This window comes from uncultured Brevundimonas sp. (assembly GCF_963974615.1).
In the GTDB taxonomy this organism is placed as follows: domain Bacteria; phylum Pseudomonadota; class Alphaproteobacteria; order Caulobacterales; family Caulobacteraceae; genus Brevundimonas.
Genome location: NZ_CAXBDH010000004.1, coordinates 20,894 through 34,000, shown reverse-complemented (window position 1 = coordinate 34,000; position 13,107 = coordinate 20,894). Strand labels below are relative to the sequence as shown.

The 13,107-nt window shown below is 65.7% G+C and carries 14 protein-coding genes; 10 read left to right on the top strand and 4 right to left on the bottom strand.

Annotated elements, in window-relative coordinates:
* Window positions 1-22 precede the first annotated feature (22 nt).
* Together AAC050_RS03435 and AAC050_RS03430 are read right to left on the bottom strand one after the other, a co-directional pair.
* Window positions 23-682, bottom strand: coding sequence for a 3-oxoacid CoA-transferase subunit B (locus AAC050_RS03435; RefSeq protein WP_339913656.1), 660 nt, complete (start codon window positions 680-682; stop codon window positions 23-25).
* A 2-nt stretch (window positions 683-684) separates the two neighbouring features.
* Complete coding sequence (locus AAC050_RS03430) at window positions 685-1,389, bottom strand: CoA transferase subunit A (protein ID WP_339913655.1); 705 nt, start codon at window positions 1,387-1,389, stop codon at window positions 685-687.
* 288 nt (window positions 1,390-1,677) lie between these two features.
* Between AAC050_RS03430 and AAC050_RS03425 the strand changes: the two genes are divergently transcribed.
* The 9 genes from AAC050_RS03425 to AAC050_RS03385 all read left to right on the top strand — a co-directional run bounded on the left by AAC050_RS03425 (window position 1,678) and on the right by AAC050_RS03385 (window position 9,462).
* The gene (locus tag AAC050_RS03425) at window positions 1,678-2,598 is read left to right on the top strand and encodes a DUF459 domain-containing protein (protein WP_339913654.1); all 921 of its coding nucleotides are present in this window, start codon (window positions 1,678-1,680) and stop codon (window positions 2,596-2,598) included.
* Window positions 2,599-2,600: 2 nt separating this feature from the next.
* Window positions 2,601-3,869, top strand: coding sequence for a GDSL-type esterase/lipase family protein (locus AAC050_RS03420; RefSeq protein ID WP_339913653.1), 1,269 nt, complete (start codon window positions 2,601-2,603; stop codon window positions 3,867-3,869).
* Window positions 3,870-5,276, top strand: a complete 1,407-nt coding sequence (locus AAC050_RS03415; protein WP_339913652.1) for an MBOAT family protein — start codon at window positions 3,870-3,872, stop codon at window positions 5,274-5,276.
* A gap of 15 nt (window positions 5,277-5,291) precedes the next feature.
* Window positions 5,292-5,903 carry a hypothetical protein gene (locus tag AAC050_RS03410; RefSeq protein ID WP_339913651.1) on the top strand — a complete coding sequence of 204 codons (612 nt, stop codon included), beginning with the start codon at window positions 5,292-5,294 and terminating at the stop codon, window positions 5,901-5,903.
* A gap of 131 nt (window positions 5,904-6,034) precedes the next feature.
* Window positions 6,035-6,505, top strand: coding sequence for a hypothetical protein (locus AAC050_RS03405; protein WP_339913650.1), 471 nt, complete (start codon window positions 6,035-6,037; stop codon window positions 6,503-6,505).
* Window positions 6,506-6,651: 146 nt separating this feature from the next.
* Window positions 6,652-7,368, top strand: coding sequence for a flavodoxin family protein (locus AAC050_RS03400; RefSeq protein WP_339913649.1), 717 nt, complete (start codon window positions 6,652-6,654; stop codon window positions 7,366-7,368).
* Window positions 7,369-7,372: 4 nt separating this feature from the next.
* Window positions 7,373-8,638, top strand: coding sequence for a bifunctional alpha/beta hydrolase/OsmC family protein (locus AAC050_RS03395; RefSeq protein ID WP_339913648.1), 1,266 nt, complete (start codon window positions 7,373-7,375; stop codon window positions 8,636-8,638).
* Entirely contained in the window at window positions 8,635-8,979 is a 345-nt protein-coding gene (locus AAC050_RS03390) for a hypothetical protein (protein WP_339913647.1), read from the top strand. The genes AAC050_RS03395 and AAC050_RS03390 overlap by 4 nt, the downstream gene beginning before the upstream one ends.
* Window positions 8,980-9,102: 123 nt before the next feature.
* The gene (locus AAC050_RS03385; RefSeq protein WP_339913646.1) at window positions 9,103-9,462 is read left to right on the top strand and encodes an Hpt domain-containing protein; all 360 of its coding nucleotides are present in this window, start codon (window positions 9,103-9,105) and stop codon (window positions 9,460-9,462) included.
* Window position 9,463: 1 nt separating this feature from the next.
* On the opposite strand, the gene AAC050_RS03380 is transcribed toward AAC050_RS03385, so the two are convergent.
* Together AAC050_RS03380 and AAC050_RS03375 are read right to left on the bottom strand one after the other, a co-directional pair.
* On the bottom strand, window positions 9,464-9,808 hold the full coding sequence (locus AAC050_RS03380) for a chorismate mutase (RefSeq protein ID WP_339913645.1): 345 nt from the start codon (window positions 9,806-9,808) through the stop codon (window positions 9,464-9,466).
* The gene (locus tag AAC050_RS03375) at window positions 9,780-10,595 is read right to left on the bottom strand and encodes a ferredoxin--NADP reductase (RefSeq protein WP_339913644.1); all 816 of its coding nucleotides are present in this window, start codon (window positions 10,593-10,595) and stop codon (window positions 9,780-9,782) included. Before AAC050_RS03375 ends, AAC050_RS03380 begins: the two co-directional genes overlap by 29 nt.
* Before the next feature lie 114 nt (window positions 10,596-10,709).
* On the opposite strand from AAC050_RS03375, the gene AAC050_RS03370 reads away from it, so the two are divergent.
* Window positions 10,710-12,959, top strand: a complete 2,250-nt coding sequence (locus tag AAC050_RS03370) for a S9 family peptidase (RefSeq protein WP_339913643.1) — start codon at window positions 10,710-10,712, stop codon at window positions 12,957-12,959.
* The last annotated feature ends 148 nt before the right edge of the window (window positions 12,960-13,107 follow it).

The following is a 13,107-nucleotide window of genomic DNA, read 5'->3' as shown; positions in this document are numbered from 1 at the left end:
TTTTGACAACCGGTTGAAAGGACTATGCCAGCGACTTCAGGTTTTCGGAAATGCTGTAGCTTGCCTCGGTCTTGGCCACGACCTCCTCGAGGGTCACGCCGTCGGCCAGTTCGATCAGCTCCAGCCCCGCGCCGTCCGGCTTGACGTCGAAGACGCACAGGTCGGTGATGATGCGGCTGACCACGCCAGTGCCGGTCAGGGGCAGGGTGCAGGCCTTCAGGACCTTGGACTGGCCGTGCTTGTTGGCGTGATCCATGACCACGACGACGCGTTTGACGCCGGCGACGAGGTCCATCGCTCCACCCATCCCCTTGACCAGCTTGCCCGGGATCATCCAGTTGGCGATGTCGCCGTTCTGGGCCACTTCCATGGCCCCGAGGATCGACAGGTTGATATGACCGCCGCGGATCATGGCGAAGCTGTCGGCCGAGCTGAAATAGGCGCTCTCGGGGATCTCGGTGATGGTCTGTTTGCCGGCGTTGATCAGGTCGGCGTCGACGTCTTCGTCATAGGGGAAGGGGCCCATGCCCAGCATGCCGTTCTCGGACTGGAGGGTGACCTCCATGCCGCGCGGGATGTAGTTGGCGACCAGGGTCGGGATGCCGATGCCGAGGTTGACGTAGAAGCCGTCCTGCAGCTCGTGCGCGGCGCGTTCGGCCAGTTGTTCGCGGGTCCGGGCCATGATCAGACACCCTCTTTCTGGCGGATGGTGCGCTGTTCAATGCGCTTTTCGGACTGGGTCAGGACAATGCGGTCGACATAGATGCCGGGCGTATGGATGTGATCCGGGTCGAACGAGCCGGTCGGGACGATATGCTCGACCTCGACCACGGTGACCTTGCCGGCGGTGACCATCATCGGATTGAAATTGCGCGCTGTCTTGCGGAATTGAAGGTTGCCGCGACCATCGGCCTTCCAAGCCTTGATGATCGACAGATCGGCGAGAAGGCTGGTCTCCATGATGTAACGCTCGCCGTCGAAGACGCGCTCTTCCTTGCCCTCGGCCACCAGGGTGCCGACGCCGGTCTTGACGAAGAAGGCGGGGATGCCCGCGCCACCGGCGCGGATGCGCTCGGCCAGGGTGCCCTGGGGGTTGAACTCCAGCTGTAGCTCACCGGCCAGATACTGGCGCTCGAACTCCTTGTTCTCGCCGACGTAGGACGAGATCATTTTGGCGATCTGTTTGGTTTCCAGCAGCTGGCCAAGGCCGAAGCCGTCGACGCCGGCGTTGTTGGAAATCACGGTCAGGTCTTTCGCCCCGCTGTCGCGCAGGGCGGCGATCAGGTGTTCGGGAATACCGCACAGGCCGAAACCACCGGACATGACGGTCATGCCGTCAAAGGTCAGGCCGTCCAGCGCAGATGCCGCGTCGGGATAGATTTTCCGCATCAACTTCCTCTTTTTCATCATACGATGAATAACCGTGCCGCCCTCCGTCTCTAGGCCGGGGGCCGCAGGCGGGCAAGCCTCGGTGACGAGGTCAGGCCGCCGACGGACCGCCGCGAGGGCTCCCGGGTGATACAATACCGAGCGGCGGTCCGGATATCTGTCGGGAGGTAGATTAACCTTTTTCTTCGCTCGCAGGGGGCAGGCGGTGGCGATGGCGTGCCAATGCGCTAGAAACAGTCGTGGTTTGGTGGCGTGATCATGCCATCCATCTGATTTCGGGGGACAGGCGTGCGTGCAGGCATAAACGCTTTGACGGTGGCCTTTGTGGTCGGCGTGCTGGCCGGACTGGCGCTGTCGCCGGACGGACGGGCGTGGCTGCGCCACCCGACCCTGTTGCTGGGCGCGACGGCGAATGCCTCGGCTCCGGCCGAGACGACCCCAACACCCGTGGTCCCGGCTGCGGCCCCGGTTGCCGTCGGACCGGTGATTACCCCGCTCGAGACCCGGCTGGCCCAGGGCAAGCTGAGGATCGGCGTGTTCGGAGATTCGATGGCGGACGGTCTGTGGGCGGCCCTCTATCGTGATCTCAACCCGGTTCCGGGCCTGTCGGTGACCAAATTCAGCGAGGTTTCGACCGGTCTGTCGCGGTATGACTACGTCGATATCCAGGCCAAGACTGCGCGGCAGCTGGACGAGCAGCCGGTCGACGTGGCCGTCATTCTGTTCGGCACCAATGACGCCCAGGGCATCAGTCTGGACGGTGAGGTGCACAGGTTCGGCACTGATGGCTGGAAGGCGGCCTATGGTCAGCGGATCGAGGATCTGGTGACCCTGCTGCGCGGCCGTGATGTGGCCGTCTACTGGGTCGGTCTGCCGCGCATGAAGCGCGAGGGGTTCGACGCCAAGATGACCTTGATCAATGAGGTCGTGGCGGAGCGGATGGCGGCGCTGGACGTGCCCTATATCGAAACCGTGCCCCTGACCTCGAACGCGGCGGGCGGCTATGAGGCCTATCTGCCGACGGACACCGGCCGCCGCACCCTGATGCGGGCCAATGACGGGATCCATATGTCGATGGCCGGCTATCTGCGGATCGGCGATCCGGTCGCAGCCAGGCTGAAGCGCGATGCCGGGCTGGAAAGACCACGGCCCGGAACGGGCGACGGCATGGTGTCCGCCTCGACCCCACCCGTATCGCCCGCGGTCTGAGTGTGAGGATTGTCGCCGCGCTTCTGGCGGTGACCCTGCTGGTCGCGACGCCCGGGTTGGCCCAGACCGCCTATGTTTCCGAGCCTGCGCCGGCGGCAGGATTGTCGGTCTGCCCCGGCGGGCTGTGCCGGCCCGGGGCGCTGGACGGGTGGTTCGAGGCTCTGGCCGCGACCGAGGCCGGACAGCGTACACGCCCTGTCCATATCTTGCAGATCGGCGACAGTCACACGGCCGGAGATCGGATCACCGGCGCGCTGCGGGCGGCGCTGCAGGCCCGTTTTGGCAATGGTGGACGCGGCGTCCTTCCGCCGGGCGTTCCCTATGAGGGCTACAGACCGTTTCAGATCCAGGTCGAGGCTTTGGACTGGAGCACGGGACCGGCCCCGCTGACTCCTGCAGGCGGCTATGGCCGTGCGGGTGTGGGGCTGACGGGCGTTCAGACTCTTGCTCGGGGCGCTGCGCCGGTTCTGACGCTGATTCCGGATCCGGGCAGCGAGCCCCGGGTTCTGGATCTCTGCGCGCGGGGCGGCCCGGCGGCCGGTGCTGTGACGGTCCGTACCCCTGAAGCGACGCTGGTGGCCGATTTCACCGCGCGGGATGAGGGCCCAATGTGTCGCGAACTGACCCTGGATACGCCGGCCCGACGCATCGAACTGGTTCCGTCAACGGATAGGCTGATGCTGTACGACCTGTCCCTCGGCACGGGTGGACCGGGGGTGATCGTCTCCAATCTGGGTCAGGTGGGAGCGACGTTGAGAGACCTCGCAGCGCGCGACGAGGCTGTTGTGGCGACCGAGCTGGCCCTGTGGCGGCCTCAGCTGATCGTGCTGGCGTTCGGCACCAATGAGGGCTTCGACGACGGTCTGGACGGCGTGGCCTATGAGGCCCTGCTGCGCGGCCAGATCGCGCGCATGCGGCGGCTGGCCCCGGCCGCGTCCCTGATGTTGCTGGGGGCCCCGGACGGTGAACGGAGCGGCCTGGCGGGGGGCTGTAGCGCCGACGGTCTGCGTCGTCCGCCGCCGTCGCTGGCGGTGGTCCGCGATGTGCAACGCCGGGTCGCCGCCGACATGGATGTGGCGTTCTGGGACTGGCACGGACGGATGGGCGGCGACTGTTCAGCGGATCGACTGGCGATGATGGGCGAGCCCCATATGCGTGGCGACCGGGTGCATTTCACCTCGATCGGGTCTGACTGGATCGGCGGGGTCCTGACCGCGGATCTGATGTCGGCCTATGCCGTCTGGAAGGCTGCCAGAGGGGAGGGCGACTAGATGCTGTTTCCTACCCTGGCCTTCGGAATCTTTTTTCTGTTTGTCTATTTCACCAGCTGGTCGCTGGATCGCGAGAACGGGCGACGCAAGCTGTTCCTGCTGCTGGCCAGCTGGTTCTTCTACGCCCAGTGGGACTGGCGCTTCGTCGGTCTGCTGATCCTGAGCGCGGTGCTGAACTGGGGCGTGGCGGCGCTGATCGCGCGCAGCGATCAGGACGGCCGGCGCAAATGGCTGGTGGCCCTGGGTGTGGTCATCAACCTGCTGATCCTGGGCTTCTTCAAATACTATGGTTTCTTCATCGAACAGGCGGGCGATCTGCTGAGCCGGTTCGGCTGGGAGCGGGACCTGCCATTGCTGCAGGTGATCCTGCCGGTGGGCATCAGCTTCTTCACCTTCCAGGGCATGAGCTATGTGATCGACGTGCACAGGCGCAAGACACCGGCGGCGCGGTCGCTGCTGGATGTGATGCTGCTGATGAGCTTCTTCCCGCATCTGGTGGCGGGGCCGATCGTGCGGGCCTCGGACCTGTTGCCGCAGTTCGACCGCACGCCGCGACTGACGCGCGAGATGGCGACCCACGGCATGCTGCTGATTGTCTGGGGTCTGTTCAAGAAGACGGTGATCGCTTCGGAGCTGTCGATGCGGCTGGTCGATCCGGTGTTCTTCGATCCGACGGCATATGGATCTCTGGATCTGGTGGCCGCCGTCTACGGCTATGCAGTTCAAATTTATTGCGATTTTTCGGCCTATTCTGACATGGCCATCGGTATCGCCGCCCTGCTGGGCTATTCATTCCCGCGCAATTTCGACCAGCCGTACCGGGCCGGGTCGATGCAGTCGTTCTGGCGGCGCTGGCACATCAGCCTGTCCAGCTGGCTGCGTGACTATCTGTATGTGCCGCTGGGCGGCGGGCGTAAGGGCCTGATCTCGTCGAGCATCAACGTCTTCATCACCATGGTGTTGGGCGGTCTGTGGCACGGGGCGGCCTGGACCTTCCTGGCCTGGGGGGCACTGCATGGCGGGGTCCAGGTGGTCGAGCGGCTGGGCCGGGCGGCCTTCGGTGACCGGCGGATCATCCATCCGGTGCTGGGGGTGCTGATCACCTTCCACATCGTCTGCCTGGGCTGGATCCTGTTCCGGGCCGAAAATTTCGACCTGGCCATGCAGGTGCTGACTGGCCTCGGGCGCTGGTGGCAACCGGCGGTGATGGTGACCCCGATGCTGCTGACCCTGATCGTCGGGGGGCTGGCCATGCACTGGCTGCCGCCGCGTGCCATCGAGGGCATGGCCGAACGGCTGAAGACAGCACCGTCGCTGACGCTGGCGGTGTTGGTCGGTGTCGCCTTCCTGCTGGTCGAGGCCGTGCGTCCGGACGGCGTCGCCCCCTTTATCTATTTCCAGTTCTGAGGCGTTGGTGAGACCATGACCGACGATCACGATCCCCCCGATCCCAATGATCCCCATGATGATCACGACGGGCTGACTGATCCGTTTCCTGTGGCGTCGGGCGAGTCTCCGTTTCCGCCACTGGAAGAGAGTTTTCCGCCCCAGCCGGTCCCCGTGACCGAGCCTGAGATCGCGCCCGACGCCGGGTCAACGTCTGCCGATCCGGACAGTGACTGGATTGAGAGCGCCGACGCTCATGACCTGCCGACGCTGGAGCACCGGCTCAGTGCCTTGCACCGGTTCGCCTTTCCTCCGGCCCCGCCGCTGGATGATGAGGGCGTCGCCGCCCGGGACCGGCGCTGGGCCAGCCGCACCATTCTGCTGACCGCCCTGTTCCTGTTGGTCTTCAATATCGCCTCGGTCCAGAACTGGTCACGCCAGCAGGCTCCCGGCTGGATGACCACCACGGCGCAGCAGCTGTCGGACGTCTGGGCGGCGCAGATGGCGCAGCTGGGGGCCGATCAGCCGCGTGAGGCGGTCCGGGAGACCTATGAAGAAGCCCGGGATCAGCGCTTTATCGGCCAGGCCCCGGTCGCCGGTACAGGGGCGAGCCCGGGCGGTGGTTCGAAGGCTGCGCCCGGCACCTGAAGGCCTGACCCAAGCGATAGCCCGGCGACGGTTTCCCTGTCTGCACGAAACGTCCTGTGTTTGTAACGATCTGACCCGGAGCGCGAATAGCGGGTGTCCGGCGACAGGCCGAACGTCTCCGGGAGGCTGACATGAACACCCACATCCAGGCTGAGGCTCCGCGCGGTGCCGATCTGAAGGCCGGCGCACTGGCCGGCGTTATCGCTGGGGCTACCTTCATGATGATGGAGATGGGGCTGGTGGCCATGGCGGGTCAAAGTCCCTGGGGGCCGCCACGTATGATCGCCGCCATCGTCATGGGTCCGGGGGTGCTGCCACCGCCGGCCACTTTTGACCTGACGATCCTGATGGCCGCCATGGGGGTGCATTTCATGCTGTCGATCGTGATTGGCGTCGTGTTCGCCATGGTCGCGCACCGGTTTGGCCTGCTGAAGGCTCTGCTGGCGGGCGCTGCGGTCGGGCTGGGTCTGTATGTCGTCAATTTTTACGGTTTCACGGCGTTCTTTCCGTGGTTTGCCATGGCGCGGAACGCGATCTCGATCGTGTCGCACATTGCCTTCGGCATGGTCCTGGGCCTGTCCTATCGCGTGCTGACCAAATAGCCGATCACTGGAACTGGCCGCTCGGCCGACCAGTGGGCCGCTGATTCCGGTTGCCGGGGACCGCGGTGGCGTCTGACGCGTTACCCCATCCCCGGCTTAACCCGGTGCCTGCGCGCGCCGCTGCCTCTTTCGAAAGGAGGGCCCTCATGACCGCCTATGATGATCTGAGTGCTGTCTTCATCAACACCAGTCTGAAGCGCTCCAGCGAGACCTCGCATACCCAGACCCTGATGGATGTTGCCATCGCCATCATGGAAAAGCAGGGCGTGACCACGTCGACGCTGCGCGCCGCCGATCTGGACATCCCTCCCGGGGTCCAGCCCGACATGACCGAACACGGCTGGGACAGCGACGGCTGGCCGGCGGTGCAGAAACAGGTGATGGCGGCGGACATCCTGGTCATCGGCACGCCGATCTGGCTGGGCGACAAGTCGTCGGTCTGCACCCGGGTGATCGAGCGGCTGTACGGCTATTCCGGCAAGCTCAACGACAAGGGCCAGTGGGCCTATTACGGTCGGGTCGGTGGCTGCATCGTCACCGGCAATGAGGACGGCATCAAACACTGCGCCATGAACATCCTCTATTCGCTGCAGCACCTCGGTTACGTCATCCCGCCCCAGGCCGACGCTGGCTGGATCGGGGAGGCGGGACCGGGACCCTCCTATGGCGACAATGACAAGGCCGGGGGCAAGGTCGGGCTGGACAATGAATTCACCCAGCGCAACACCACCTTCATGGCCTGGAACCTGATGCATATGGCCCGCATGCTTAAGGACGCCGGTGGCATACCGGCCCATGGCAACCAGAAGTCGGCCTGGGACAAGGGCGAGCGCTTCGACCATCCGAATCCGGAGTATCGCTGAGCCCATGACGCATTCGACCTTTGATTTCGAGAATACGACCGGTCGGCAACTGTCAGGCGTGCTGGAACGCGGCGATGGTCCGGTGCGGGCCTGGGCCGTGTTCGCCCACTGTTTCACCTGCGACAAAACCTCGCTGGCGGCGACGCGGGTCAGCCGGGCCCTGGCCGAGCGGGGTATCGGCGTGCTGCGCTTCGACTTTACCGGCCTGGGCGAGAGCGAAGGCGAGTTCGGGCGAGGCCTGTCCGGCGATGTCCGGGACGTGGTCTGCGCCGCTGAGGCGATGGCGGCCGCAGGCATGACCCCGCAACTGCTGGTCGGGCACAGTTTCGGCGGGGCGGCGGTGCTGGCTGCGGCGGGCGCGCTGGAGGCGGTCAGGGCCGTGGCCGTGATCGGGGCCCCGTTCGACGCCGAGCATGTGTTGACCCATATCGGACCGGAGCTGAAAGACGCGCCAGCCGGTCGGCGTGTGCCCGTCTCGATCGGCGGCCGCGACTTCGAACTGGGAAGCGACTTCGTCCGCGACATCCGTGGTCAGAACCAGAAGGCCCGAATCGAGAATCTCGACCGCGCCCTGCTGGTGCTGCATTCGCCGGTCGACGAGGTCGTCTCGATCGACAATGCGTCGGAGATATTCCTGGCCGCGCGCCATCCCAAGAGCTTCGTGTCGCTGGACCACGCCAACCATCTGCTGACCCGCGAGGCCGATTCCGACTACGCGTCAGCGGTGATTGTCGCCTGGGCCAGCCGTTATCTCAAACTTACCGCCGACCCGGTCCAGCCGCCCGTTCAGGGCGTTCGGATCGAAGAAACCGGGGCCGGTAAATTTCAGGTGCGGGTTGTCACCTCCTCGACCATCTTCCTCGCCGATGAGCCGGCCAGCGTCGGCGGCCTGGATTCGGGTCCGACGCCCTATGAGCTTTTGAGTGCCGGTCTTGGAGCCTGCACGGCCATGACCTGCCGCCTCTATGCCGAACGCAAGTCATGGCCGTTGGAGCGGGTCGTGGTCGAGGTCGGCCATACGGCCAAGACGACGTCGGAGCCGGACCGGTTCGTGCGCAAGATCGCCTTCCAGGGCGATCTGGACGAGGCGCAGCATGTGCGGCTGCTGGAGATCGCCGACCGCTGCCCGGTGCACCGCACCCTGACCGAAAGCGCAACGATCGAAACCGAACGCCTGCCCGACGATCAACAGGACGCAGGGGTCGAGACCTGCGCCGAGGACCACGTACACCGCATGGAAGAGGTCTGCGCCGACGAGGCGGGCGCATGACAGGCCGGGGTTCCGGAGCCAGGATCCGCATACGCCACGTCGCCAGCGGCGACCTGATAGCAGAGGGGCCGGTGAGCCTGGGCGGCATCACTTCATTCGAAGGGAATTTCTACATCAGCCGCAGCTGCCTGCGGACGACGGGTTTTCGACTGAATTGGATTCCGGGCCTGTGCATTTACAAATTTCTGTATGTCGGCCTCGACTTCACCGCCTCTGACGGGACCCGCAATCGCGGGCTGGGATGGTTGTACTGGCTGCCCAATCCCCTGTTCTTCTTTATCGCCTTTCGTGTGGCGGTGCCTCAGGCGTCGGCGGCGTTGCGGGTCGAGGAATTCGCATGACCCGGACCGGCGAATGAATCGGCACCGGCGCGTCCTGCAAGCGCCCATTCCGTCACCGGCCCGAGGGGCGTAGGCTCCGTGTCGGGAATCAGGCGTGACCGTTCGGGCGGCGCGGAGGGCGTTATGGCGAGGCGGGATCTGTCAGGGGCTGTGGACTTTGCCGTGCTGGGGCGGATGACGGGCGACGACGACGCGATCAATGAAGAGGTGCTGGGCCTGTTTGTGCAGCAGGCGGGGATGTGGGCCCCGATGCTGGACGTGCGCGAGGACGGCTGGCGCGACGGCGTGCATACGATCCGGGGCGCGGCGGCAGGGATCGGGGCCGTCGATCTGGCAAACGCCTGTGCCGTGGCCGAGGCCGCCGAGAAGGCCGACGCGCCGCCGCTGCTGAACCGGGTGCAGGATGCGCTGGACACGGCCCTGGCCGATGTCGCCGCCTTTCGGCACGAGCTGATGCTGCGGTCGCTGCGGGGCGGGGCCTGATCTAGCCGCGAGTGCGATCCCAGGTGCCGAGTTCGTGGGCGATGCAGCGGTCGATCAGGGTGCGCCACACCGGCTCGGCGATGTCGGATGAGAGACCGGCCTGCTGCGCGGCGGCCAGCACCTTGGTCACCACGTCCTCGATGCGGGCGTCGTCATGGACCACGTCGCGGCAGGGCTTGATGCGGGCGGCCGCGTCCATATAGCGCTGGCGCTCGGCCAGCAGGGTGACGAGGGCACGATCCAGCGCGTCGACGCCGTGGCGAACCTCGGTCATCGAGGCGCAGGCTTCCGGCGCGGTGCGCGGATCGATCGTGACGCTATCCGACAAAGGCGCGCTCCAGCACATAGTCGCCCGGTTCGGCGTTCGAGCCTTCCTTCAGGCCAAAGGTTTCCAGCAGGGCCGCGGCCTCCTTGATCATGGCCATCGAGCCGCACAGCATCACGCGGTCGCGCTCAGGCGAGAAGCCGGGCGGCAGGCCAAGGTCGGCGAACAGGGCCCCGGAGGTGATGCGGTCGGTGATCCGGCCGGGAGTCTCGAACGGTTCACGCGTCACAGTCGGATAATAGACCAGTCGCTCGCGCGCCTCGTCGCCGATCAGCGGGTCGTCGTGAATGCCGGTGGTGAGGAAATCGCGATAGGTCAGGTCGGCGACGTTGCGGACCGTGTGGCAAACCACGACCTGGCCGAAGCGCTGGTAGGTCTCGGGATCGCGGGCCACGGCCAGCCACGGGGCCAGGCCGGTGCCGGTGCCGATCAGGAACAGCCGTTCGCCACCGGTCAGGGCGTCCAGCACCAGGGTGCCGGTCGGCTTCTTGCCCATCAGCACCGTGTCGCCGGGCTGGATCTTCTGCAGGCGCGAGGTCAGGGGACCGTCGGGCACCTTGATCGACAGGAACTCCAGTTCTTCGGCCCAGGTCGGGCTGGCGATGGAATAGGCGCGCAGCACCGGCTTGCCGCCGTCTTCACCCGGCAGGCCGATCATTACGAACTCACCGGAGCGGAAGCGGAAGTCGTCGGGCCGTTCAAGCGCGAAGCTGAACAGCTGCTCGGTCCAGTGGCGCACCCACAGGACTTTCAGCTCATGAAAGGCGGACGCCTTGGCGGGGGCGGGAGAGACGGCGGTGTCGGTCATTGCGCCCTAACTAGGCGGTCGCGGCGGCGAGGAAAAGGCGGGGACCGCATTCCGGAGGCCAGTGGGTACCGAATCCGGGTGACGCTTGCAGCAAGCCCGGCTAGCTTGACCGCCATGCGCACATTCCTTCTCGCCTCCACCATCCTCCTGGCCGCCGGATCGGCCGCCGCCCAGTCGACCGCGGGGGGGACCGAGATCCTGACCCCGGAGCGGGTCTTCGCCAATCCGTCGCTGAGCGGGCCGGTAGCGCGGGGGGTGACCCTGTCACCGGACGGCGAACTGGTGGCCTTCCTGCGTTCGCGCGAGGATGACGTTGATGTGCTGGACCTGTGGGCCGCGCCGACGGGAGACGGCGAGCCGTTCAAGCTGATCGACGCCCGGGCGCTGGTGCCAGACGCCGGCGAGCTGTCCGAGGCCGAAAAGGCACGGCGCGAGCGGATGCGGATCAGCCAGCGTGGCGTAGTCGAATATTCGTGGGACGAGCAGGGACGCTACATCCTGGCCCCGCTGGAAGGCGACGTCTTTCTGGCCAGCCGCGCCGACGGCACGGTGCAGCGGCTGACTGAGACCGCCGCCGATGAGATCGATGCCAAGGTGTCGCCCAGGGGTAATTTTGTCTCCTGGGTCCGCGATCAGGATCTGGTCGTCTACGATCTGGCGTCGCGGCACGAAACCGAGGTGACAACGGACGGCGACGGCCTGATCACCTGGGCGACGGCCGAGTTCATCGCCCAGGAGGAGATGGATCGCGACACCGGCTACTGGTGGAGCCCGGACGAACGCTACATCGCCCTGCAGCGCACCGATGAATCGACGGTCGATGTGATTCCGCGTCTCGACATCAGCGGCGGCGGAGCCCGGGTGATCGAGCAGCGCTATCCACGCGCCGGTCGCCCCAATGCGGTGGTCGACCTGTATGTCCACGATCGCCAGACGGGGCGGCGGATCAAGGTCGATCTGGGCACGAACCCCGACATCTATCTGGCCCGGGTCAACTGGTCGGTCGACGGCAAGACCCTGTATGTCCAGCGCGAGAGCCGCGACCAGAAGACGCTGGACCTGCTGAGCGTCGACCCGGCCACGGGCGCGTCGCGGGTGATCCTGACGCAGACCTCTAATGCGTGGGTCTCACTGACCCACGACTTCAAGGTTCTGGACAACGGTAATTTCGTCTGGTCGTCCGAGGAAAGCGGTTGGCGGCACCTGTATCTGTATGACCGCGATGGTCGGCGGCTGCGGGCGATCACGCGCGGGAACTGGCCGGTCAAGAGTCTGAACGGCGTCAACCAGGCCACCGGCGAGGTGTTCTTCACCGCCTCGATGCGCGACGGCCGCGAACTGCCGATCGAACAACAACTGTTCCGGGCCAGTTTGCGCCGAACGGTGACGCCGGCGGCAGTGACCCCGGCGGGCGGCTGGTGGAGTGCCTCGGTCAACAAGACCGGCACCGCCTTTGTCGGCAACTATTCCGATCCGGACACCCCGGCGCAGTCCGGCCTGTACCGGGCCGACGGCACCTTCGTGCGCTGGATCGAGGAGAACCGGCTGGACGAAAACCACCCGTTCTTCCCCTATGCCGGACGGCGTCAGGATCCGACCTTCGGCACGCTGGACAGCCACGGCCAGACCCTGGTCTGGCAGATGATCACACCGCCGGACTTCGATCCGTCGAAGACCTGGCCGGTGGTGATGCAGGTCTATGGGGGACCGTCGGGCGGCGGGGTCAAACGGGCCTGGCAGAGCGCCACCAATCAACTATTGACTGAGGCCGGATACATCATCTTCCGCCTCGACAATCGCGGTGAGGGCGATCGCTCGACAGCGTTCAAACAGGCCCTGTATCTGAAGATGGGACAGGTTGAGATAGAGGATCAGGTTCTTGCGGCGAACTATCTGAGATCACTCCCCTATATTGACGATCACCGCATCGCCATGATGGGCTGGTCCTATGGTGGTTTCATGAGCCTGATGGCCATCACCGAGCCGAAGATGGGACTGGCTGCGGCCGCCGTGGGCGCGCCGCCGACCGAGTGGAGTCTGTACGACACCCACTACACCGAGCGCTTCATGTCGACGCCGGAATTGAACCCCGAAGGCTATGCCGCCTCGGACGCCATTCCGCGGCTGGAGAACATGACCGGGCGGATGCTGCTGATGCACGGCATGGCCGACGACAATGTGATCTTCGAGAACTCAACCCGGGTCATCAATGCGCTGCAGGCCAACAGCCAGCCGTTCGAGATGATGCTCTATCCCGGCCAGCGCCACGGCGTCCGGGGCAATGAAAGGCAGCTGCAGCAATGGCGAACCTATCTGGACTTTCTCGACCGCACGATCGGGTCACGGGCACCCGTGCAGGACTGATCGCGGCGGCGCTGGTCGCCGTTTCGCTGACGGGTTGTGCAAGCCAGACCCCACCGGGAATCTGGTCGGCCGACGGCTGCTCCGACTATCTGATGATGCCGACGGTCGCCGCGATCGTTGACGGGGCCCGCTGCCCGTCAGAGCCGGC